18 protein-coding genes are annotated in these 23,615 nt (G+C 61.4%); 15 read left to right on the top strand and 3 right to left on the bottom strand.

What is annotated here, in order from left to right; genetic code table 11:
- The first annotated feature begins 4 nt into the window (after positions 1 to 4).
- Positions 5 to 2,380 (top strand): heavy metal translocating P-type ATPase, encoded by a 2,376-nt coding sequence (locus tag JK208_RS10320; RefSeq protein WP_211576083.1) that lies wholly within the window; start codon positions 5 to 7, stop codon positions 2,378 to 2,380.
- 16 nt (positions 2,381 to 2,396) lie between these two features.
- On the opposite strand, the gene JK208_RS10325 is transcribed toward JK208_RS10320, so the two are convergent.
- Together JK208_RS10325 and cysK are read right to left on the bottom strand one after the other, a co-directional pair.
- Positions 2,397 to 3,065, bottom strand: coding sequence for an alpha/beta hydrolase (locus JK208_RS10325; RefSeq protein ID WP_211576084.1), 669 nt, complete (start codon positions 3,063 to 3,065; stop codon positions 2,397 to 2,399).
- Between the two features lie 122 nt (positions 3,066 to 3,187).
- Positions 3,188 to 4,183 (bottom strand): cysteine synthase A, encoded by a 996-nt coding sequence (gene cysK, locus JK208_RS10330; protein ID WP_194262678.1) that lies wholly within the window; start codon positions 4,181 to 4,183, stop codon positions 3,188 to 3,190.
- A gap of 321 nt (positions 4,184 to 4,504) precedes the next feature.
- On the opposite strand from cysK, the gene JK208_RS10335 reads away from it, so the two are divergent.
- The 10 genes from JK208_RS10335 (at position 4,505) to JK208_RS10380 (ending at position 15,266) form a co-directional block, all read left to right on the top strand.
- Positions 4,505 to 4,702 carry a hypothetical protein gene (locus JK208_RS10335; protein WP_194267568.1) on the top strand — a complete coding sequence of 66 codons (198 nt, stop codon included), beginning with the start codon at positions 4,505 to 4,507 and terminating at the stop codon, positions 4,700 to 4,702.
- Between the two features lie 68 nt (positions 4,703 to 4,770).
- Positions 4,771 to 5,754 (top strand): ABC transporter permease, encoded by a 984-nt coding sequence (locus tag JK208_RS10340; RefSeq protein ID WP_211576085.1) that lies wholly within the window; start codon positions 4,771 to 4,773, stop codon positions 5,752 to 5,754.
- Entirely contained in the window at positions 5,751 to 6,734 is a 984-nt protein-coding gene (locus tag JK208_RS10345) for an ABC transporter permease (RefSeq protein WP_211576086.1), read from the top strand. The genes JK208_RS10340 and JK208_RS10345 overlap by 4 nt, the downstream gene beginning before the upstream one ends.
- The gene (locus JK208_RS10350) at positions 6,724 to 7,677 is read left to right on the top strand and encodes an ABC transporter ATP-binding protein (RefSeq protein WP_211576087.1); all 954 of its coding nucleotides are present in this window, start codon (positions 6,724 to 6,726) and stop codon (positions 7,675 to 7,677) included. The genes JK208_RS10345 and JK208_RS10350 overlap by 11 nt, the downstream gene beginning before the upstream one ends.
- On the top strand, positions 7,674 to 8,606 hold the full coding sequence (locus JK208_RS10355) for an ABC transporter ATP-binding protein (protein ID WP_211576088.1): 933 nt from the start codon (positions 7,674 to 7,676) through the stop codon (positions 8,604 to 8,606). Before JK208_RS10350 ends, JK208_RS10355 begins: the two co-directional genes overlap by 4 nt.
- 103 nt (positions 8,607 to 8,709) lie before the next feature.
- Positions 8,710 to 10,170, top strand: coding sequence for a xanthine dehydrogenase small subunit (xdhA, locus tag JK208_RS10360; protein WP_211576089.1), 1,461 nt, complete (start codon positions 8,710 to 8,712; stop codon positions 10,168 to 10,170).
- Positions 10,163 to 12,478, top strand: a complete 2,316-nt coding sequence (xdhB, locus tag JK208_RS10365) for a xanthine dehydrogenase molybdopterin binding subunit (RefSeq protein WP_211576090.1) — start codon at positions 10,163 to 10,165, stop codon at positions 12,476 to 12,478. Before xdhA ends, xdhB begins: the two co-directional genes overlap by 8 nt.
- Positions 12,479 to 12,480: 2 nt before the next feature.
- Positions 12,481 to 13,401 (top strand): xanthine dehydrogenase accessory protein XdhC, encoded by a 921-nt coding sequence (gene xdhC / locus JK208_RS10370; RefSeq protein WP_211576091.1) that lies wholly within the window; start codon positions 12,481 to 12,483, stop codon positions 13,399 to 13,401.
- Between the two features lie 49 nt (positions 13,402 to 13,450).
- Complete coding sequence (locus tag JK208_RS10375) at positions 13,451 to 14,998, top strand: glucoamylase family protein (protein ID WP_211576092.1); 1,548 nt, start codon at positions 13,451 to 13,453, stop codon at positions 14,996 to 14,998.
- 82 nt (positions 14,999 to 15,080) lie between these two features.
- On the top strand, positions 15,081 to 15,266 hold the full coding sequence (locus JK208_RS10380; protein WP_099286269.1) for a YqaE/Pmp3 family membrane protein: 186 nt from the start codon (positions 15,081 to 15,083) through the stop codon (positions 15,264 to 15,266).
- Positions 15,267 to 15,336: 70 nt separating this feature from the next.
- On the opposite strand, the gene JK208_RS10385 is transcribed toward JK208_RS10380, so the two are convergent.
- Positions 15,337 to 16,743, bottom strand: coding sequence for a sugar porter family MFS transporter (locus JK208_RS10385; RefSeq protein WP_283092424.1), 1,407 nt, complete (start codon positions 16,741 to 16,743; stop codon positions 15,337 to 15,339).
- Positions 16,744 to 17,089: 346 nt separating this feature from the next.
- On the opposite strand from JK208_RS10385, the gene JK208_RS10390 reads away from it, so the two are divergent.
- From JK208_RS10390 to JK208_RS10405, 4 genes are all read left to right on the top strand, one after another.
- Complete coding sequence (locus JK208_RS10390) at positions 17,090 to 20,743, top strand: PAS domain-containing protein (RefSeq protein ID WP_211576093.1); 3,654 nt, start codon at positions 17,090 to 17,092, stop codon at positions 20,741 to 20,743.
- 81 nt (positions 20,744 to 20,824) lie between these two features.
- A complete protein-coding gene (locus tag JK208_RS10395) occupies positions 20,825 to 21,664 on the top strand; it encodes an aldo/keto reductase (protein ID WP_211576094.1) in 840 nt (279 codons plus the stop codon).
- An 81-nt stretch (positions 21,665 to 21,745) separates the two neighbouring features.
- On the top strand, positions 21,746 to 22,984 hold the full coding sequence (locus JK208_RS10400; protein WP_211576095.1) for an outer membrane beta-barrel protein: 1,239 nt from the start codon (positions 21,746 to 21,748) through the stop codon (positions 22,982 to 22,984).
- A 108-nt stretch (positions 22,985 to 23,092) separates the two neighbouring features.
- Positions 23,093 to 23,569, top strand: a complete 477-nt coding sequence (locus JK208_RS10405) for a flavin reductase family protein (protein ID WP_211576096.1) — start codon at positions 23,093 to 23,095, stop codon at positions 23,567 to 23,569.
- The last annotated feature ends 46 nt before the right edge of the window (positions 23,570 to 23,615 follow it).

A 23,615-nucleotide genomic window follows, 5' to 3' on the forward strand; every position in this document is an offset into this window, starting at 1 on the left:
GCAGATGTCAGAAACGATCAGTTTCCCCGTCGGCGGTATGACCTGCGCCGCCTGTGCCGCGCGGATTGAAAAAATCCTCAACCGTCAGGAGGGCGTTAGCGCGACCGTTAATTTTGCTTCCGAACGCGCGCAGGTTGCTTTTGAAAATACGGCGTCTTCCATTGAAACTGTTGTGGCTGCCGTGCGCCGCGCGGGCTTTTCCGTGGATGAACAGAGCCTTGATCTGTCGTTGTCCGGCATGACCTGTGCGGCCTGTGCGGCACGGATCGAAAAGATCCTGAACCGGCAGCCTTCCGTGCAGGCGAGTGTGAATTTCGCGGCCGAGCGGGCGCATATCAATTATATTCCTGGCGTGGTCGAACCGGCGGATCTGATCGGGAAGATCGAGAAGGCCGGATTTGGCGCAACGCGGTTGGACGAGGGCGACCGCGAAGATCCGAAGGCCAAACGTGCGGCCATCTGGAAGCGGGAGCGCAACCGGTTCATCCTGACGCTTGTTCTCTCGCTGCCGCTCTTTGCCGAGATGATCGGCATGTTCTTTGGGCGCATGATCGTACCGGTTCCGGTGCAGTTCGTGTTCGCCACGATTGTTCAGTTCGTCTGTGGCGCGCATCTGTATCGCAGAGCGTGGAACGCCGTGCGTGGCGGCTCGGCCAACATGGATGTGCTGGTTGTTCTGGGGACGTCCATCGCATGGCTGTTCAGTGCGGTTGTTGTGGTGTTCGGGCTGCATCAGCATGTCTATTTCGAAGCCAGCGCGTCCATTATCACGCTGATTTCGCTCGGCAAGCTCATGGAAACGCGGGCCAAAAACCGCACCAGCGCCGGGATCGAAAGCCTGCTTCAGCTTCAGCCGCAGATCGCGCATGTCGAGCGTGATGGCGTGATTGTGGACCGGGCCGTGGCGGACATGCATGTCGGTGATGTCTTCGTCGTGCGGCCGGGTGAGAGTGTGCCGGTGGACGGTGAAGTCCTTGAAGGGGCGTCCGAAGTCAACGAGGCCATGCTGACGGGTGAGAGCGTGCCGGTTCTCAAAGAAGCCGGACAGGACGTGTTTGGCGGCACCATGAACGCCAATGGGGCGCTCCGCGTCCGGGCCACGGGGGTTGGCGCGGATACCGCACTGGCGCGGATCGTGAAAATGGTCGAGCAGGCGCAGGGCTCCAAGGCGAATGTGCAGCGTCTGGCAGATCGGGTTTCGGGTATTTTCGTCCCGGCCGTGATCGGGATTGCGGTGCTGACATTCCTGATCGGCTGGGCCGTCACCGGATCTGCGGTCTGGAGTCTCGTTTCTGCCGTGTCTGTTCTGGTCATCGCCTGCCCGTGTTCGCTGGGTCTGGCCACGCCAACGGCCATCATGGTGGGGACGGGGCGTGGCGCACAATCCGGTATTCTGTTTCGCAATGCCGATGCGCTGGAGCGGGCCGAGAAGCTGAAAACCATCATTGTCGACAAGACCGGCACCCTGACCCTGGGGCGCCCGACTGTTGCGGCGGTTCATCCGGCAGCAGGTATTCCCGTGGATACGCTTCTGGGCGTTGCTTACGCCCTTGAGCACAACTCGGAGCATCCGCTTGCCCGGGCGATCGTGGACTATACGCAGAGCAATGGTGTCAGCGCGTCTGTTGCGGCAGAAGGGTTTGAGGCTGTCCCCGGCAAGGGCGTTATCGCCCGGATTGATGGGCAGGAAGCGCGGCTGGGCTCACCCGCGTTCATGCAGGACAGCGGGCTGGACCTGTCGTCCCTGCCGGTCGCGGCGCTGGAAAGCGAAGGCAACACCGTTATTGCCGTGGCGCAGGCAGGTCAGGTTCTTGGGATCATCGCGCTGGCGGATGAGCTGCGGATGGATGCCGTGACGACCGTGCAGGCTCTGAAGGCGCGGGGCATCCGCGTAGTGATGCTGACGGGAGATAATGAACGCGCGGCGTCTGTGGTGGCCCGACAGGTTGGTGTAGATGAGTATCTGGCGGGAGTTCTGCCGGAGCACAAGGCCGAGGGTGTGGCGAAATACCGTGCTCAGGGTGATCTGGTCGGCATGGTGGGCGATGGCATCAACGATGCGCCTGCGTTGGCGGCGGCGGATATCGGGTTTGCCATTGGTGCCGGGTCTGCCGTGGCGCTCGATACGGCGGATGTCGTGTTGATGAAAAGCGAAATGACAGGGGTGCTGGACGCGATTTCTTTGTCCAGCGCCACGCTGTCCAAAATCCGGCAGAACCTGTTTTTCGCGTTTATTTACAACATTCTGGGCCTGCCTTTGGCGGCGTTCGGCATGTTGAATCCGATCGTGGCGGGGGCGGCCATGGCCATGAGTTCCGTCTCGGTGGTCAGCAATTCCCTTCTGCTTAACCGCTGGAAACCTTCCGGCCGTCAGGTCTGAGGGCGTCTACTCCGGGTTACTGGACCCGGAGCGGCAGGCGTCTTCTGGCGAAGTCGAGCATGGCTGTGGCGCCATGCTCCCACAGACCCAGCGGCTCGCTGCTGCCGATATGGCCCGCAGCGCCGGCTTCCAGAAAGTCCGACTGCCAGTGTCCGGCCAGTTCGCGCGCGCGGGGCAGGGACAGCCAGGGATCGTTGCTGCTGGCCATGACGGCTGTGGCGGCGGGAAGGGGTGTTCCGGGCAGGGGGCCGAATGCCCGGATGAGCGCGACATCCGGATGTGTCGTCTGTTCGATATCGGCCGGAGCGACCAGAAAGGCTCCGGCAACGCGCCGTCCGCCATGACGTGTCAGCCATTTTGCCGTCAGTACTGCGCCGAGGCTGTGTGCGATCAGAAAAGTCGGACGTGCTGAGGCTTCGATGGCCTCCGTCAGAGCCGCCTCCCAGTCTGCGGGATCGGGTGTTTCCCAGTCTTTCTGATGGAGGCGACGCAGGCCATAAGCCTGTTCCCAGTGCGTCTGCCAGTGATCCGGCCCTGAGCCGAACAGGCCCGGCACCAGAAGCAGATCGACCTGCTGCTCCAGAGTGCGGAACGCTCTGGCGATGCGGGGCTGCGCCGTCCCGGAGAGGCCATGTGAGGCCCATGCGGGATCGAAAGATGTGGGACGGCCGGAAAACAGGTTCATGACGTTATCTCCTCTCAGCCCTCCCGATTCTTTTTCAAGAGACCGGAACAGGATTTGATTTAATAACGAACACATATAGATATTAAATAAAATAACTTTATAAAAAAGTTATTTTTTAGGCGTCAGGATAGCCCGTCGAAAAGCTGTGTGGAGAGATAGCGTTCTGCGAAGGACGGCACGATGGCCACGATCGTTTTGCCTCGGTTGGACGGCTTGCGGGCCAGTTCCATTCCGGCAAACAGCGCAGCACCTGCCGAAATTCCGATGGGAATACCTTCGACGGCGGCACAGAGGCGCGCGGTAGCGACGGCTTCCTGTTCGGAGACTTCGAACACGCCGTCCAGCGCTTTGAGGTCCAGCGTATCGGGTTCGAAGCCCGGTCCGATGCCCTGAATGCCGTGGGGGCCGGGTTCGTCTCCGTGCAGGACCGCGCTTTCACGCGGTTCCACGCCGTAGATCTTGATGGATTTACGGTGTTTTTTCAGGCCGTGGGCAATGCCGGAGGCCGTGCCGCCCGTTCCCAGACCCGCGACGACCATATCGACCTTGCCTGCCGTATCTTCCCAGATTTCCTGAGCCGTCGTTTCTTCATGCACGGCGGGATTGGCGTCGTTTTCAAACTGGCTCGGCATCCAGGCGTCGGGGAGAGTGCGGTTGAGCTGTTCAGCGCGTTCGATCGCACCGGCCATGCCGCGGGAGGCAGAGGTCAGTTCGGTTTCCGCCCCCATCAGACGCAGCATCTTGCGGCGTTCGGTTGAGGCATTTTCCGGCATGGTTACGATCAGCCTGTAGCCAAGCGCCACGGCGGCAAAAGCCAGCGAAATGCCGGTATTGCCCGATGTCGGCTCGATCAGGACCGTGCGGCCCGGCGTAATCAGGCCGCGCGCTTCGGCGTCCCGCAGCATGGCCACGCCAATGCGGTCCTTGACGGAACCGAGCGGGTTGAAAAATTCCAGTTTGAGGAGCAATCGCCCGTTGAGATGCTCACGCTGGGTCAGGTGAGGCAGCGCGACCAGCGGGGTGCCTCCTACCGTTTCCAGAAAAGAGTTGAAAACGCGTCCCCGGGGGGCTGCATAACCTTCGAACGGGGCGGGGGACAACGGAACCTTCTTGCTCATGACTGTCACTTAACATGGAAAACGGGGGGAAGGGCAGACGGTAAATGAAGGGCTTGCGACAACATATAAATAACTTAATTAAAACGTATTTATAGATATCACATCATGTTCATACGTTATATGTTGACGCTGCGTGTCCGGGTGTCGTATTCGACATTCTGAAGTGACGTCCACAGCAACAGGGCCAGTCGGTCGATGATGTGTCGAATGTGTAGCTCGCAGCAATCGCGCTGCCTTTTTTCAGGTCAGGAGGCATTTGCCTCCGGCATGTCATAACGCCCGACACTGAATTGTCGGGCTCTTTCTTCAGGGTCCGGCATCATGCTTGGTTCAACCATCATCGAAATCAACGGCGTTTTCCTCGGCGCGGCCATTCTGGTCAGCAGCAGCGGGAAACGGCGCTTTTATGCCGCGCATGACAGCGTGCGTGCGCTTCATAATGAACTCCTTCCCGATCTGGGGACGCTCCAGCAGCGCATCCGTCTGCATGTGCGCAAACCGGCCCTCGATCTTACCTGATTGCGAAGAGCCTCTTCTGTCCGGGTGGTTTCGTGCTGTAGAACAGGAAACAACGCAAACCGGAACGAATGGGAGCAGGCGTGGAAGGAAGTTACCGGCGGGTTGTCCGCGCTGTTCTCACGCGTCGTGACGGTGCATTTGCGGCCTTGCTTCTGGCTTTCATCATTGTTGCTTGCCTGTGCGCCCCGCTTTACGCCACCCTGAACGGCGTCGATCCGTTCTCGTCCGATATTGCGGGCACCACGATCCGTAATGGACAGCGCGTCGATCTTATGCAGCCGAATGACAATCCGTTGCATCTGGGTCTGAGCCCGATTGGGCCAGACTGGCGGCCGGGGCCTTATGTGCTGGGCGCGGATTCGCAAGGGCGGGATGTCGCGGCGCGTGTGCTTTATGGCGGCCGCAATTCGCTTCTGATTGCATCGTCCTCCGCACTGTTCTGTCTGTGTCTGGCGGCGTGTCTGGGGATTTGCGCGGGATATTTCGGCGGCTGGATCGACCTGATCCTGTCGCGCATTCTGGACATGCTCTGGGCCATTCCGGTTTATCTGTTTGCTATTTCGCTTTCCGTCGTCACGGTCGGGCATGGCATCCGGCTTGGGTTCATCACCATCGGCGCGGATAATCTGCTGATTCCGATCGGGATTATTGCGCTGGTTTATGTGCCCTATGCCGCGCGGCCTTTCAGGGCGCGGGCGCTGAGTCTGTCTCAGGCAGGGTTTGTGATGGCGGCGCGGGGGATGGGCGCGTCGGATTTCCGTATTCTGTGGCGGGAGATCCTGCCGGGGCTGATGCCGACCATGGCCGTGCTCGCGCCTCTGGTGATGGCCTTGTGCATGCTCGCGGAATCCGCACTGTCGTTCCTGTCGCTCGGGGTGCAGGCTCCGGCGGCGTCATGGGGAACAATCATTCAGGACGGCGAAGGGCTGCTCTATACGCGCCCTGCGGTGGCGATTGCGCCGGGTGTTGCGATCGTCCTGACCGTTCTGGCGCTGAATGTTCTGGGCAATGCGCTGCGGGATCAGATTGATCCGAAAGGTGCGGCCCGATGATCCGGAGTTTTGCCTCACGGACCGGGCAGATGCTGCTGGTCATTTTCGGGATTTCGGTTCTGGTGTTCTGCATTTTCTTTGCGACACCGGGTGCGGACCCAACGGCGCGAATTGCAGGGCGCGGGGCCAGTCCGCAGGTCGTGGCGCGCATCCGGGCGGAGTATGGTTTCGATCGTCCGCTACCGGTGCAGTATGTGACGATGATGCAGAAGCTGTTCGTGAGCCGGGACCTGACGTCCTTCGTCAATCACGGTCAGCGCGTTGTGCCTGAAGTGTTGCAGGCGGCCCCGGTGACGCTCTCGCTCGTACTGTGGGCCGCGTTTTTCTGGGTCAGTGGGTCGCTGGTGTTCGGGATTGCTTCGGCGGTCTTGCGCGATAGCTGGGTGGATCGGTTGTTGATGGTTCTGGGGCTGATTGGTCTGTCCATGCCGGTGTTCTGGCTGGGCGAGGTCGTCAATCTCGTCACGCAGAGCCGCTGGCATGACACGTTTCTGTTCCGTTGGGTGCCGCCGCTGGGATATGTGCCGTTTTCGCAGAGCCCCTGGGGCTGGGCGAAGGCGCTGTTCCTACCATCTCTGACGCTGGCAGTCTGTTTTATCGGCCTTTATGCGCGGGTTCTGCGGTCCGAACTGCTGACGGCGATGGGCGAGGATTCCATTCGCACGGCGCGCGCCAAGGGGGCGGGGCCGGTGCGGGTGTGGCTGTGGCATGGTCTGCGGCTGTCATGGCTGAGTTATGTGTCGCTGTTCGGGCTGGATTTCGCGCAGCTTCTGGGTGGGGGGGCGCTTCTGACGGAGGTTGTTTTCGCCCTGCCGGGCGTGGGGCGGCTGACCTATCAGGCGCTGGCGACGCTCGACCTGCCGCTTATCATGGCGACTGTCATGTATGCCGCCGTTTTCGTCGTCATCGCCAATGCGCTGGTGGACGGGCTGTATGCCCTGCTGGACCCGAGGATCAGGGAGGGACGGCATGGAGGCTGAAGTGCTTCTGAAGCTGCATCACCTGCATCTGGAACTGCCGAACGGAACAGCGCTGCTGGAAGACGTGTCCCTGAGTGTGCGGCGCGGGGATGCGCTGGGCGTGGTGGGTGAATCCGGATCGGGAAAGAGCCTGACCGCCATGAGCGTCATGGGGCTGCTGCCGGGTCTGAAAGCTTCGGGCTCCATTCGCTTTGAGGGGCGTGAACTTCTGGGAATGAAGGATCGGGAGTGGCGGCGTCTGCGTGGTGCGGGCATGGCCATGATCTTTCAGGACCCGATGACGGCGTTCCTCCCGGTTCGCTCCATCGGCGCGCAGATTGATGAACAGATCCGCCTGCATGAGCGCCTCAGCCGTCGTGAGGCGCGGGCGCGGACCGTGGCTCTGCTCGGGCGGATGGGAGTGTCCGATCCGGAAGCCGCGGCAAAGCGCTATCCGCACCAGCTTTCGGGCGGTCTGCGTCAGCGCGCCATGATCGCGATGGCGCTGTCCTGTGGCCCCGCACTTCTGATCGCAGACGAACCGACCACGGCGCTTGATGTTACGGTGCAGGCGCAGATCCTGACGCTGCTGTGCGAAATCCGCGATAGCGGGGCGGGTGTCATGCTGATTACGCACGATATGGGCGTCGTGGCGCAGACCTGCACGCATGTCGCGGTCGTCTATTCGGGGCTTGTCGTGGAGCAGGGGCCGGTTGCGGCGGTGATGGCACGACCGTTGCATCCCTATACGCAGGCGTTGCTGGAGGCGATCCCGCCATTGGATGGTCCTAGGCCTGATGCCCTGCCTACCATTCCGGGGCGTCCTCCTGCCCCGGATGCGCGGCCGGAGGGCTGTGTTTTCGCGCCGCGTTGTCGCTTCGTGCGACCGAACTGTGCCGTGCGCCCTGCGTTGCGGGAACCGGAAGAAGGGCGGCGCGTGGCCTGCGTGCTGTACGACGCATGACTGTCCTGCTTGAAGCGAAAAACCTCAGCAAACACTATCGCCTCGCGCGTGGTGAAACCCTGAGGGCTGTGAGCGATGTGTCGCTGGTTGTGCATCGCGGGAAGGCTCTGGCGCTGGTAGGAGAGTCCGGCTGTGGCAAGTCCACGCTGGGCCGCACGCTGATCGGGCTTGGAGCGCCGAGTTCGGGCGAGGTGTTCTTTGAAGGCGAGCGGATTTCCGGCCTGTCGGACCGGGCGCTGCGGCGCTGGCGGCCGCGGATGCAGATGGTGTTTCAGGACTCGTCCTCGACGTTCAATCCACGCCGGACCATTGGTGACACGCTGGCGGAGCCGATGCGCATTCATGGGCGGACCGGCATTGCGGAGCGGATCGGGACGCTGCTGGAACAGGTTGGCTTGTCGTCGTCCGTTCTGTCTCGATATCCGCATGAGTTTTCGGGTGGGCAGCGGCAGAGGCTGAACATTGCGCGGGCCTTGATGCTGGGGCCGGATCTGCTGGTCGCGGATGAGCCGACATCTGCGCTGGATGTGTCGGTTCAGGCGCAGATCGTCAATCTGCTGCGGGATCTGCGTAATTCGCTGGGTGTGGCGTGTGTGTTCATCTCTCACGATCTGGCGGTCGTGCGGCAGATGGCGGACCGGATTGCCGTCATGTATCTGGGGCGGATTGTGGAGGAAGGGAACGTGCTGGCGGTTCTGGAAGCCCCGGCCCACCCTTATACGCGGGCGTTGCTGAACGCGGTGCCACGCCCGGACCGGCCGTTGCCTCTACCGCTCAAAGGCGACGTGCCGAGCCCGATCCGTCCGCCGCAGGGCTGTGCGTTTCATACGCGCTGTCCGCTCGCCCAGCCGCGCTGTTCTCAGGAGCACCCGGAACTCCACAGGATCGCGGAAGGCCGGATGGTCGCCTGCCATTATCCCCTGCTCTAGAAAAGGCAACGCTTCGTTCCGATCTTGGATATAGACGGCAACGCCTGCAGTGGGGCACAGAAGTCTGCACGCCCCCTCGTATTTTTGCCTGAGATTTCGCCCGATGCGCCAGACTGTCCGTTTTTATCTGGGGGAAGACCTCTGCACGCTCAGGGATCTGTCCCCGACGCTGACCCTGCTAGACTGGCTGCGTGACCGTGGCCGGACCGGTACTAAGGAGGGCTGCAATGAAGGCGATTGCGGGGCGTGTACGGTGCTGGTGGTCCGGCTTGAAGACGGGCGGCTGAACTGGCGGGCGGTTAATGCCTGCATCCAGTTCGTCAGTATGCTGGACGGCGCGCAGGTCTATACGATCGAAGACTTGGGAACGGCCGATGCGCCGCATCCCGTGCAGACAGCCATGGTCGAGCAGCATGGCTCGCAGTGCGGGTTCTGCACGCCGGGTTTCGTTATGTCGATGGCGGCCTATCGCAAGATCGAAGGGGCCAAGGCGGACGATCAGGCCATTGATGATGCACTGGCCGGCAATCTGTGTCGCTGCACCGGTTATGCGCCGATCGTGCGGGCCATGAAACAGGCGATGGCGGCGGGGCCGGACCGTTTCGATGCGCAGGTGGAGGCTATTACCGACCGTCTGACCGCGTTGCAGGACGGCGAGAGCGTGCGGCTTGATGGACCAGAGGGTATGCTTAGCATTCCGGCGTCCGTGGATGATCTGGCGGAGATTTTGTTGGCCGATCCTGAGGCGACGATTGTTGCGGGTGCCACGGATGTGGGGCTGTGGGTGACAAAGGGGATGCGTCGTCTGAAGCATGTCGTGCCGATCGGGCGGGTTCCGGAACTGCGGGCTTTGACCAGAACGGCTGAAGGACTGCGGATCGGGGCTGCGGTGACGTATCAGGACGCGCGCCCGGCCATTGCGGAGCTACTACCGGATGCGGGGGAAATGATCCGTCGTCTGGGCTCCACGCAGGTTCGGAACAGCGCGACGGTGTGTGGGAATATTGCCAATGGCTCCCCGATCGGGGACGGCCCGCCGATGTTCATCGCGGCCAACGCGACGCTGCATCTGCGGCGCGGGGCGGAGCGTCGGTCCATCGCGATGGAAGATTATTTCATCGCTTACGGAAAGCAGGACCGGCAGCCCGGCGAGTTCGTGGAGGCTCTGAGTATTCCTGAGCCCGCGCCGGGTGCGCAGTTCCGCGCCTACAAGATTTCCAAGCGCTTCGATCAGGATATTTCCGCCGTTCTGGGCGCTTTCATGATCGAGACGGACGATCAGGGCCGGATAACCAAGGTCCGGCTGGCCTATGGCGGCATGGCGGCCACGCCGAAGCGGGCGTCGGGCGCTGAAGCGGCGCTGCTTGGACGGGTCTGGGATGAGGACGCGCTGGACGCTGCACGGGCGGCCATTCTGGAAGATTTCGCCCCGTTGACTGATATGCGGGCGAGTGCCTGGTATCGGCAGACCGTGGCCGCCAATCTGCTGACGCGGTTCTTTGAGGAAACGACAGGAAGCAAACAGGCGCGTCTCGCCCGGACGGGAGGGCTGGCGCATGTCTGATCTCGTTCCCGGCGCCGCGTCCACCAGCATGAAGCATGAAAGCGCGCTGCTGCATGTGACGGGGCAGGCGGCGTATATTGATGATCTGCCCGAGCCTCGCGGGACGCTGCATCTTGTGCCGGGGCTGAGCACGAAGGCTCATGCGCGGATCGTCTCGATGGATCTGGACGCCGTGCGCGCCGCGCCGGGTGTCGTGTGTGTGCTGACGGCGGATGATGTGCCGGGCGAGAACCAGATCAGCCCGGTGCATCGGGAAGACGAACCGCTTCTGGCGACGGATCATGTCCATTTCTGGGGGCAGACGATGTTCGCAGTGGTGGCGACCTCGCGTCAGGCTGCGCGGCAGGCCGTGCGGCTGGCAAAGATCGAATACGAGGAAAAGCCCGCGATCCTGAACATCGCGCAGGCGCGGAAAAATGGTAGCCCGATGGTCTGGCGCTCCCTGACCATGCAGCGCGGGGACGTGGAACGCGGTCTGAAAGCCGCGCCGCGGCGCCTGTCGGGGCAGATTGAGATTGGCGGGCAGGAGCATTTCTATCTGGAAGGGCAGGCCGCGCTTGTCCAGCCCGGAGAGGCCGGAGAAATGCGCGTCTGGTCGTCCACGCAGCATCCGTCCGAGACGCAGCATCTGGTGGCTGCTGTGCTGGGCCGTCCGCATCATCTGGTCACAACGGAAGTGCGACGGATGGGCGGCGCGTTCGGCGGCAAGGAGACTCAGGCCAATGCCTGGGCCTGCCTGGCCGCCATCGCCGCTGACCGGACGGGTCAGGCCGTCAAGGCGCGTCTGGACCGTGATGATGATATGATGGCGACGGGAAAGCGGCATGATTTTCTGATTGATTACGATGTCGGCTTCACCGATGAGGGCGACATTCTGGCCGTAGATATGGTTCTGGCCGCGCGGTGCGGTTGGGCGGCGGATCTGTCTGGTCCGGTGACGGATCGGGCGCTGTTTCACGCTGACAACGCCTATTTCTATCCCGATGTGCGGCTGAAATCCGAACCTTTGCGGACCAATACCCAGTCCAATACGGCTTATCGCGGGTTTGGCGGGCCGCAGGGCATTGTCGCGGCGGAGCGCGTGATTGAGGAAGTGGCGTTTGCGACCGGACTTGATCCCGTGGCGGTCCGACTGCGGAATGTTTATGGAACCGGGACGCGCAATCTCACGCCGTATCACATGACAGTCGAGGACTCGATTACGGCCGAGATCCTGACGAAGCTGGTCGAGCGATGCGATTATCAGGCGCGAAAAGCCGAGATCAGGGCGTTCAATCTCACCAGCCGCATTATCCGTCGCGGGATCGCGCTGACGCCGGTGAAGTTCGGGATTTCGTTTACGGCCACACATTACAATCAGGCCGGCGCGCTGGTGCATGTCTATACGGACGGCTCGGTTCAGGTGAACCACGGCGGGACGGAAATGGGGCAGGGGCTGCACACCAAGATGGTGCAGATCGTCCTGCGTGAATTCGGTCTGATGGCGGATCGCGTCCGCATCACGGCCACCACGACCGGGAAAGTGCCGAACACGTCCGCCACGGCAGCGTCTTCGGGAGCGGATTTGAACGGCATGGCGGTGCTGGACGCGGTGCGGAAAATCAAGGGCCGGATGATCACGTTCGCCGCTGAAAAATGGGGCGTGGCGGCGGAAGATATCCATTTCCGACCCGATGGTGTTCATGTCGGCGCGGAAATCATGACCTTCCAGCAGCTTGCCTGGCAGGCCTATTTCGCGCGGGTGTCGCTGTCGTCGAATGGGTTTTACAAGACGCCGAAGATTTCCTGGAACCCCGAGACGGGGCGCGGGCGACCGTTCTTTTATTTCGCCTATGGCGCGGCCTGTGCGGAAGTCTCAGTCGATCTGCTGACGGGCGAGCACAGCATTGACCGTGTGGATATCCTGCATGATGCCGGGCAGTCCCTGAACCCGGATATCGATATCGGACAGATCGAGGGCGGCTTCGTGCAGGGCGCAGGCTGGCTGACGACGGAGGAGCTGGTCTGGGACGGAGCTGGGCGTCTGCGGACTCATGCGCCCAGTACCTACAAGATCCCGGCCTGTTCGGATCGGCCCCGGATTTTCAATGTGGAGTTGTTGGAAAACGCGCCCAACCGGGAGGAGACGATTTTCCGTTCCAAGGCCGTGGGAGAGCCGCCTTTCGTGCATGGGGTTGCGGTTTTGCAGGCTATTTCGGATGCCATCGCCAGTCTGGACGACTACCGAACCTGTCCGAAGCTGGATGCGCCCGCCACGCCGGAGCGGGTTCTGAAAACCCTGATGGCGCTGCGGGAAAAGGCTGGCTGACCATGCTTGCCGATGTTCTGCGCTGGCGGGCGGAAGGGCAGGAGATGGTGCGCCTGACCGTCATTCACGCACAGGGCTCGACACCTCGCGAGGAGGGCGCGTTCATGCTCCTCACCCGCACCGAACAGAGCGGTACGATCGGGGGCGGACGTCTGGAATGGGACTGCATGGCGGAGGCACGCGCGCTTCTGGCATCAGGCGGAGGGGCGGTCGAGCGCCATATTCCCCTCGGGCCGGCTATCAATCAGTGCTGCGGCGGGGCTGTCACGATCCGCATGGAAGGGGTGAGTGATCCTGACGCTCTTGAGGATGAACTGCGCGCTGACCGAGAAAAACTGCCGCAACTGCTGCTGTTCGGGGCCGGGCATGTGGGCCGTGCGCTCGCCCGGTCTCTGGCATTGCTGCCGTTGCGACTGGTCTGGGTCGATGCACGGGAGGAGGAGTTCGGGATCGTGCCGCCGGGCGTGGAGGCATTGGTGACAGAGCAATGGGAGCCGCTTGTGCAGGGGGCTCCTGCCGGATCAGGCGTTCTGGTCCTGACGCAGAGCCATACGCTGGATGCGGTCATCACGGGGGCGGCGCTGGAGCGGGGTGATCTGCGCTATGTCGGGATGATCGGGTCGCGGACCAAGCGCAAACGGTTCGAGAGTGCGTTCCGCCAGATCGACATTCCGCAGGAGCGGATCGATCGTCTGGTCTGTCCGATCGGGGATTTCGGTGTGCGGGACAAGCGCCCGGAGGTGATCGCAACATTCGTGACGGCTGAGATCGCCGCCCGCATGTTGTGCGCGGCAGATTCGCTGCAGGTTTCGGAGAGTGTCGTTTCAGATACCAATAATGTTACATCTCCCCGTGATCCTGTCGTGAGGCTTTGCGGAACAAGGGCGGAGTTTCAACACTTTTCGAGTATCACAGAAAGTTGATGTAACGGTGGGTGCGTTGCGGGCGGTCCTTCTGTTTATCCTCCCCCGCATGAGCATGCAGAACCGGACGCAGCGGACTTCTGAAGTCCCGTTTTTCTCTCCAGCCGCCGCGACAGGGCAGAGGTGGAAATCCCGGATTTCCCATTTCTGTCAGGCAGGATTTGCACTAGGTGCATTGAGCCTGACGCTTCAGACCGCTCAGGCGGCCCCGACGGCCAGCACGGCGCTTTCAACAGCCCTCCAGCCCTCCAGCCTTCCGGCTGCGGATGCTGCTTTTGTCGATGATCTGGAAAAGCGCACGTTCAACTGGTTCTGGGAAACCGCCAATCCGAAGAACGGTCTGGTGCCGGACCGTGCACCGCTGCCCAATGGAGCGGCCAGTATCGCGAGTGTCGGTTTCGGACTGACGGCTTATGGTATTGGCGTGGAGCGCAACTACATCACGCGTCAGCAGGCCGTGGACCGGACGCTGACGACGCTGCGCTTTTTAGCCAGCCTGCCACAGAACGATCATGTTGCGGGCGCTGCGGGCTATAAGGGGTTCTTCTATCATTTCCTCGACCCCAATACCGGCCTGCGTGTTGCGGACTGGTCTGAACTGTCCAGCATCGATACGGCGCTTCTGATGGGGGGCGTGCTGTTCTCGCAGTCCTATTTTGATCGCGATACGCCGCAGGAAAAGGAAATCCGCGATATTGCGGATCATCTGTACCGCCGGATCGACTGGACATGGATGAAGGCCCATGGTCCGTGGCTCAGCATGGGTTGGATGCCGCCGCGTACGTTCCTGCCGAGCGACTGGAAGGGCTATAACGAAGGCCTCATCATCTATCTTCAGGCACTGGGTTCGCCGACGCATCCGCTCCCGGCCGAGACCTGGAAGGCCTGGACGGCGACTTATGAGGGCCAGTGGGGCGATTTTCAGGGGCACAAGATGCTGAATTTCGCGCCGATGTTCGGCCATCAGTATAGTGAATCCTGGATCGACTTCCGGGGCGTTCAGGATGCCTGGGACCGCGCCCATAACGTCGATTATTTCCAGAATGGCCGTGAAGCCGCCTATGCCCAGCGGGCTTACGCGCAGGCCAATCCGGGCGACTGGAAGGATTATGGTCCCAATATCTGGGGGCTGACGGCCTGTGATGGTCCGGGGGATGCGCAGCAGGTTTATGACGGTAAGAAGCGCCATTATCTGGCCTACAGTGCCCGTGGCGCCGGGCGTGACTATATTCTGGATGATGGCACGATCGCGCCGACGGCTGTGGGCGGGTCCATCGCGTTTGCGCCGGAAATCGCTCTGCCGGCGCTCAAGGAAATGCGCGCGCGCTATGGGGACCGGATTTATAACAAGTACGGCTTCCTTGATGCGTTCAATCCGTCTTTTGCCGATCAGAAATCCTATTGGGTCGATGGTCAGCAGCTTGGGATCGATCAGGGGCCGATCCTGCTGATGCTGGAAAATTGGCGCAGCGGGCTGGTCTGGAACACCATGAAGAAAAATCCGTATCTGCGGGCCGGTTTGGAGCGCGCTGGGTTTGAAGGTGGGTGGATGCACACCAAGACGGCGTCTTCCAAACCGGTAGGGGCCTCACTCTGAGCGTCTGAGGGATCTGGAGTTGCATCTGGCGCGTTTCTCACCGATCACTGCTGATACAGTCTCTTTGTGAAAGGAGCGCACCATGCGTCTCATTCTTGCCCTGCTTCTGCCCTGGCTCCAGTTCTTCACCATTGGCCGTCCTTTTGCCGGTCTGGTGTGTCTGTTGCTTCAGGTGACGATCATTGGCTGGATTCCGGCTGCCATCTGGTCGGTGTATGCGCTGAGCCAGTATAAGACCGATCGGAAGATCGCAGCCTCTCGAGGCTGAAACACTCCGGATGCAAAAAAGCCCCCGTTCCATTTGGAACGGGGGCTTTTTTGTGGCTGTAACAAAGGCCTCAGCGACCGATATTCCGCAGTTTGATGCCCTGATTGAGGCGGGTCTCGATGGATTCGAGGGAGACGCCCTTGGTTTCGGGAACGAAAAACAGCACCAGGAAAATGAACAGCGCATTCAGTCCGGCATAGAGCCAGAAGGTGTTGGCCGATCCCAGTGTGCTCAGCAGCCCGAGGAATGTCGCACCGACGACCATGTTCGTGACCCAGTTTGTGACCGTCGAGCAGGTGATGCCGAAGTCACGTCCCTGAAGCGGCATCACTTCCGAGCACAGCACCCAGACCAGCGGACCAGCCGAGAACGCGAAGCCGGCGATGAAGCACAGCAGGACCGCAATCGCGAGGTAATGAGACAGGTCCGACGTTCCGACGCTTCCCGACATGATGGCGGCGAGCATGGCCAATCCGGTTGCCATGATGGCAAAGCCGGTGATCAGCATCTGGCGACGGCCCCAGCTATCCGCAAACGCAATGGCGATGAAGGTCGCAAGCCAGTTGACTACCCCGACGATGGCCGTGCCCCACATCTGTCCGCTGGAGCCGAAGCCGACTTCCTGAAAGATGCGCGGGGCGTAGTACATCACGACGTTGATGCCCGTGAGCTGCTGCGCGATCTGGAGGCAGATGCCCAGCATGACGGCGCGGCGGAAATTCGGGTTTTCAAGGAACATGGCCAGACCGCGCTGACGGTCATGGATCTGTGCGCGGATGTCGCGGATTTCCTGATGGGCGTGTTCGGGGTCGTGGCGCAGTTCCTTCATGATGGACAGGGCTTCTTCATGGCGTCCCCGCAGCATCAGCCAGCGAGGGCTGTCGGGCAGGAAGAACGAGCCGATCAGGAAGAACACGCCCGGAATGGCCATGATCCCGAGCATCCAGCGCCATGAGCCGCTGTAGGACAGGATGGCGTTGGACACGAAAGCCAGCAGGATGCCGAACGTGATCATGAGCTGGTACATCGAAACGAGGCTGCCGCGGCGGCTTTCGTCCGAGACTTCGGAAATGTAGAGGGGGGCGACGAAGCTTCCGATGCCGATGGCCAGTCCGAGCATCGCGCGTCCGATGATCAATGCGGAGACGGAGGCTGCCAGCGCGCAGATCAATCCGCCTGCGACGAACAGGAACGCACTGAAGATCAGCGCGCGGCGGCGTCCGAAAGCGTAGGACATCCGGCCCGCGCCCAGTGCACCCAGAGCCGCGCCGAACATCATGGACGACACGATCCAGGACTGTTCGAAATCGGAAGCGTGGAACTCATCACGGATGAAGCCGAGCGCACCGGAGATGACGCCCACGTCCAGCCCGAACATCAGGCCGGCGATCGCGGCCAGAATGACGGCGAACATCATGCGTCCGACCATCGGCGGTCTGGTGGGGGTGGCTGAGGAAGTGAGCACTGTGTCGCTCATGACGGGGAAACTCCGGCGACCCGCAAAGCGGGCCTGTCAGGGAAAAGCAGAAAAAACCGGGGCAGGGGGCCTGTACCGGGATACGAGGGAGAGGGCTATTCTGTGACAGGCACCATGATTCGCCATCTTGAGCCTTAAACTATAACGCGTAATTGGGAAAATATTCAAAATTATATGTTATAATTATCGGGATTTTCGCTGCCGGTGCAGTTGCGCCACAGTTTTCTCCCGTTCCGTATTTTTCGGCAAGTCCTGCGTTTCGGCATCAGATCGCCTGTTCTGTCATGGAGTGATACAGTTCCCGCAGGAGACGTGCCCGGGCGGGCAGGGCTGAGGGAGTGGGTTGATGGATCGCGTGCAGGAGACGGACCGGGAAACGGAAGCGTTGGTGCTGCAGTCTTCTCCTGCTGGCGGCCGTGCCTCGATTCTGTGCGGTCATCTTCTGGCCCTTGCTGCGGCTGAAGGCGGCGGAGAAGCCGCACTTCTGGTGCGGGATAGTCAGGGCGTGCGGGTTCTGGACGGCGGCGGGAGCGCGATTGCCGCAGAGGGTGCGGCCTGTCTCATGGACGGTCAGTCTCTTGGCGTGTGCACGGTATGTCTTCTTCCGGTGCGGTCCGGCGCTGTGGAGGTCTGGTTGTGTGTACGGCAGAATGCTCCGGCGCTGGAGCATGTCCGGGCCTTGTGTGAGTTGCAGGTGGACGATCTGCTGCGCGAACAGCCTGCTCCCCAAACGCCGGAGGAACATATCACCCGCGAACATGCGACCGTCGAACGGATGCAGCTGCGGATGCAGCGCGTGGCGGAGACGGCGGATGTGGCGTTCTATCGCTGCGATTTTGCGATGCGGATGGTGACGGGAGATGCGCGCTTCGCCGGGCTGTGGGGATTGCCGCCAGAGCGGCTTGCAGTCGGCGTCCCAGTCGATGAACTGCTGGAGTTCCTGCATCCGGATGACCGGTTCATTTATGATGACAGCATTGAGGACGAACTCCGGGACGAAGGCGGCTACGAACTGCGTTTCCGGATTCTGGTACCCTCACGCTTTTCTTACCAGCCTGCACAGTCGTCCGCGGGGGATCATACGGCGCAGGATACGCCCATGCTCCGTCATGTGCTGTTGCGCGGGTGGCGGGAAGACGACAGCCGCCCCGATGGACGGCGCAGCGTCGGTCTGGCGATGGACGTCTCCTCCGCGTCTCTGACCGCCGAAGCCCTGCGATCCAGTGAATCCTTTACCCGGCTGTTGCTGTCGAGCCTGCCGGACTGCATCCATATTCTCGACTGCGACGGCTGTATCCGCTTCGTCAACGAAGGGGGCGTCCGCTCTATGGAGATGGACAGTCCGATCATCATGCACGGGCTGCCTTGGGTGGATCTGTGGCGCGGGCAACCGCGTCGGCGGGCAGCTCTGGCGGTGCAGAGCGCTCTTGAGGGCGAAACGGCGCGGTTTCAGGGCTATGCCATGACCATGAAGGGCACGCGCCGCTTCTGGGATGTGGTCGTTACCCCTGTGCTCGGGGAAGACGGGGACGTGCAGCGTCTGCTGGCGATCGGGCGCGATCTGACGGACGCCAACCAGTCTGCCGAGCGGCTTCAGCTAGCCCTTGATGCAGGGGCAATCGCCGGGACATGGATGTGGGATGACAGCACATCGCGGATGATGGGCGATGCCCGGCTGGCTCTGACGCTGGGGCTGGACCCGGCTTGGCTGCGTGAGGGCGTCATGCCCAATGTGATTTACGACGCGGTTGACCCACGGGACAGGTTCGCGGTGGTGCAGGCTGTCACGGCGGCGACGCGGCGGGGCGGAAAATGCCGCTTCGAATTCCGGGCGGAGACGCCCGAGGGACAGCGCTGGTTCGAGGGCAACGGGCGCTGCGATCTGGGGGAAGAGGGGCGTGTGGCCCGCTTCCCTGGGATTGTGTTCGATATCGACCGGAGCAAGCGGCAGGCTTTGCGACAGGCAGCGCTCGTCGAACTGGGGGACCAGCTTCGCGCGCTCGACGATACCAGCATGATGGAAGAGGTCGCGGTCCGGATCATCTGCCGGGAACTGAATGCCAGTGGCGCGGGCTACGGCATGGTCAATGACGACGGCACCGGTATGACCGTCGGCGGCATTGCCGAAGCCGGACGTCCGCTTGTGGGCGTCCGGATGTTTGCCGATTACGGGGAATTCCGGACGCCTCTGGGGCGCGGTGAGCCCGTCGCCATTACCGATGTCCATACGGATGTTCTGACGGCTGGGCATGGCGCACGTTATATGGCCGAGGGGATCGTCGCGTTTCTTGCTATTCCGATTTTCAAGTTCGGGCGCTTTGTGGGGCTGATGTTCGTCTGCCACGACGTGCCGCATGTCTGGACGGATGAGGAAATCGTCTTCACCCGTGCTGTGGCGGACCGCACCCATGCGTCCATGCGTCAGGCCCGGACCCAGCAGCAGATCCGGGACCTCAACGTCATGCTCGAAGAGCGGATCCTGCAACGGACCCGCGAGCGCGATCGGCTGTGGAACATCGCAAAAGATCTGTTCGTCATCATTGACCGTCACGGCTATTACGTTGCGGTCAGCCCAAGCTGGGAAGAGATGCAGGGCTACAGAATGGACGAACTGGCCGGGCTGCGGCTGGATGCGCTGTGTCACCCCGATGACAAGCGGACCGTCCGGGACACGTTTGCGCGTCTTATGGAAGGCACGCCCTGGCCGGCGGCGGGGCTGGATGTGCGGATGCGGCGGCATGACGGCTCCTGGCGGACCTATAACTGGAGCTGCAATGACGAAGGCGATGCGATCTATGCGGTCGGGCGGGATCTGACCCGCCGTAACGAACTGGAGGAACAGCTTCGTCAGGCCCAGAAGATGGAGGCGGTTGGCCAGCTGACGGGCGGTCTGGCGCATGATTTCAACAATCTTCTGGCCGGGATCGGCGGGGGACTGGAACTTCTGGGGCTGCGGATTGCACAGGGGCGGACGGACGGTCTGGGGCGTTACATTACGGCCTCGCAGGAGGCGGTCCGGCGCGCGGCGTCGCTGACCCATCGTCTGCTGGCTTTCTCGCGGCGTCAGACCCTCGATCCGAGCCCGACGGACATGAATGTGCTGGTTCAGGGGTTGGAAAGCCTGCTTCGTGGGACGGTCGGGCCGGGCATAGATCTTGTTCTGGATCTTCAGCCGGATCTGTGGCGGACGCGGGTGGATGCCAATCAGCTTGAAAACGCGATCCTTAATTTGTGCATCAATGCCCGCGATGCCATGCACGAGCAGGGAAGCACGCTGCGGGTAAAGAGTGCCAACTGGATTCTGGGGCGGACACGGTCTGTCGAAACGGCGATCCCGCCGGGCGACTATGTGGTTCTGACGGTGCAGGATGAAGGCTGTGGGATGTCGCCCGAGGTCGTCCAGCGTGCTTTCGATCCGTTTTTCACGACCAAGCCACAGGGGGCGGGAACCGGGCTGGGGCTGAGCATGATCTACGGCTTTACCCAGCAATCGGGCGGAAAGGTGGAGATCCGTTCTGCTCCGGGGCAGGGAACCGCCGTGTCCCTCTGGCTGCCGCGTTATGAGGGGCAGGAGACTTTGCGTCCGGAGCCTCCTCCGTTGCCTTCGGCGCCGCAACCCCGTCTTCTGGAAGGATTGCGCGTGCTCGTCGTGGATGATGAGGAGGCGGTGCGGATGATCGTGACGGATATGGTGGCGGATCTGGGCGGCATCGTGCAGGGCGCCTGCGATGGGCCGTCCGCGAAGGCGCTCGTGGCGGAAGGCGCGCCGCCTTCGCTTCTCATCAGCGATATCGGGATGCCGGGCGGCATGAACGGTCGCGAACTGGGCGAGCAGATGCTGGCGCGATGGCCGTCGCTCAAAGTGCTGTTCATCACGGGGTATGCCGAGCAGAACATCATCGGAAATCAGTCGCTTGCACCCGGATGTGCGCTTCTGGTCAAGCCCTTCACGGTCGAGACGTTCAACCGCAAGCTGGCCCTTCTGCTCAACGGAGACTGAACCGTCCGTCCAGAGCCTGCGTTGAAAAGCCAGCACCCTACGCGCTGATGATTTTTCTTTAAGTCCTGCAAGGAGGCAGACATGTCGTCACAGGTTCCATCCGCCGATGCCCAGACAGAGATTTCCTTTCACGATGGCAACACCATGCCGCAGATCGGTCTGGGTGTCTGGCAGACGCCCCCGGACGAGACCGCTGATATTGTTCGGGAAGCCGTGAAACTCGGGTATCGCTCCGTTGATACGGCGCGGCTTTACAAGAATGAAGCCGGGGTCGGCGAAGGTCTGGAGGACCATCCCGAAATTTTTCTCACGACCAAGGTGTGGAATGACGAGCAGGGTTACGACAATGCTCTGCGGGCCTATGAGGAAAGCGCGCGTCTGCTACGTCGTCCGGTGCTGGATCTGTATCTGATCCACTGGCCAATGCCGGATCAAGGGCAGTATGTCGAGACGTGGAAGGCCCTTGTCGAGCTGAAGAAATCCGGTCGTGTGAAGTCCATTGGTGTGTCCAATTTCGAGCCGGAACATCTGGAGCGAATCATCGATGCGACGGGCGTGGTGCCGGTCATCAACCAGATTGAACTCCATCCCGATTTCCAGCAGCGCGCCCTGCGGGAATTTCACGAAAAGCACAATATCCGTACCGAAGCTTGGCGTCCGCTTGGTAAGGGGCGTGTGTTGAGTGATGAGCGGATCGGGGCGATTGCTGAAAAACACGGACGGACTCCGGCTCAGGTCGTGATCCGCTGGCATCTTCAGAACGGACTGATCGTGATTCCAAAATCCGTCAATCCGAAACGCCTCGCGGAAAATCTGGATGTGTTCGGTTTTGTGCTGGACGGCGACGACATGCAGACCATCGCAGGGATGGATCGTGCGGATGGCCGGATGGGTGCAGACCCGAAAACGGCGAAATTCTGAGAAATATTCCTCTTTAGCAACATTAAGTAAAAAATCGGGCCTGTGCTATGGGCTGCCTCATGCAACCGGAAGGTGGATGGCATGAGGCAGCGTTTGGGCCTGGGTTTGAGGGTGGTTTTTGCGGTTCTGCTGGCAGGCGCGCAGGCGCGTGCCGCGGAGACGCAGGACAAAGCGTGGACGGATCAATGGTTTTCCGATGTGTCCTTGGGCGCGCAGATCGAAGGCGGCGTCATGGGCAGTTCGAGCCATCCCGCCAACAATCTCAATTTCGGCCAGCTTCTCTCGCCCTATGCCGATCAGGCCACGCTGAACCAGCTGACTTTCACATTCACCAAACCCGTCGATCCGATCGGGGATGGGTATGGGCTGGGGATGAACCTGCGGATGCTCTATGGCTCTGATGCCCGGAGCTACACGATCGCGGGCGTCTCTGATCGCTGGATCAATGGCCGTTATCAGGCCATGCCGGCCTTTGCCAATGTCGCGCTGCATATGCCGTGGTTCACGAGCCGGGGGCTGGATGGGCAGATCGGGATTCTGACGTCGCCCATGGGCGTGGAGACGCTCGATCCTTCGACGCGCGCCTTCTATACGCTGGCGTATACGACCGAATATTCCACGCCGTTCGAGCATGTGGGAGGCATGTTCCAGCTTCATCTGGACAAGCATTTCGATCTTCAGTTTGGCGCGGACACCGGCAACCAGACGTCCTTCGGGCGGGGGGATAACAATGACCGCCCCGCCGGATATCTGGGTGTGACGGGCAATGATCTGGCGGACGGTCATCTGTCCTTCACCTATCTGTTGAGGGTCGGGCCAGAAGATGCCGTGCGTGCTCTGGGGCCGAGGGCCAACGGGGCCATGCGGTACTGGAACGATCTGAACGGAACCTGGACCTTCTCGAAAAAATGGAGTGTCACGGCGGAAGTGAACCAGCTTCATGACGAAGGGCTACGGGCCGACACATGGAGCGCGGTGGTGTGGGGTGGGTGGCACATTCACCCGAACCTGACCGTCAATGCGCGGGCTGAGCTTTATCGGGACAATACCGGCAGTTTCGTGACGAGTTTTGCCGAGAATGAAGGCTATGCACAGGCTCTGCTTGGCAATCCGACGCGGTCTGTGTCCGCTCCCGCCACGACCTATGGCGCGTTGACGCTCAACACTGTCTGGCGGCCGGATGTGGGGCATCACATCAAGCTGCTCCAGTTTCGGCCGGAGTTGCGTTTTGACCGTTCTCTCAACGGCACGCGCCCGTTCGATGACCAGCACCATATGGGCCGCATTCTGTTCGGGGCGGATATGACTTTGGGGTTTTGAAAGGATAATCCGGGCTCTGCCCGGACCCGGCAGGGATCTTGATCCCTGCACCCTGTTCGTTTCTGGAGGGGAGGTGCGCTGCGCGTCGGATTATGGCAAGGAGTCTGCATGACGACTCCGAACGACACCGATTTCCGCAAGGCCATGTCCCATTTCGCCACGGGTGTGGCTGTGGTGACGGCCAAAGGCAGCGAAGGCGAGCAGGGGGCGACCATTAGCGCCCTGACCTCCGTATCTCTCGATCCGCTTCTGCTGCTGATCTGTCTCAACCGTGCCAGCGCGACTTATCGCGCGATTGCGGAAGCCGGCATGTTCGGCCTCAGCATTCTGGGCAACGACCACAAGGACGTGGCGATGCTCTTCGCCAGCCGCACAGGCGACAAGTTCGGCTCCGACGTGATCGAACGCTCGGCAGACGGGACGGCTTTTGTCCGGGATTCGCTGGTGAAGATGCACTGCGAACTGGTCGAAACATTCCAGGGCGGTACGCATGCGCTATTCATGGCGCGTCCTGTTTCGCTTGAGCTCGACGAAAACCGCGCGCCCCTGCTGTATTTTCAGGGTCAGCTCGGCATTACGCTCTGACGTCTGCAAAATTCTGAAGAGACCTGACAGGCTCTCCATCCTCTGT

It is taken from the genome of Gluconobacter sp. Dm-74 (assembly GCF_018256135.1).
Lineage (GTDB): Bacteria > Pseudomonadota > Alphaproteobacteria > Acetobacterales > Acetobacteraceae > Gluconobacter > Gluconobacter cadivus.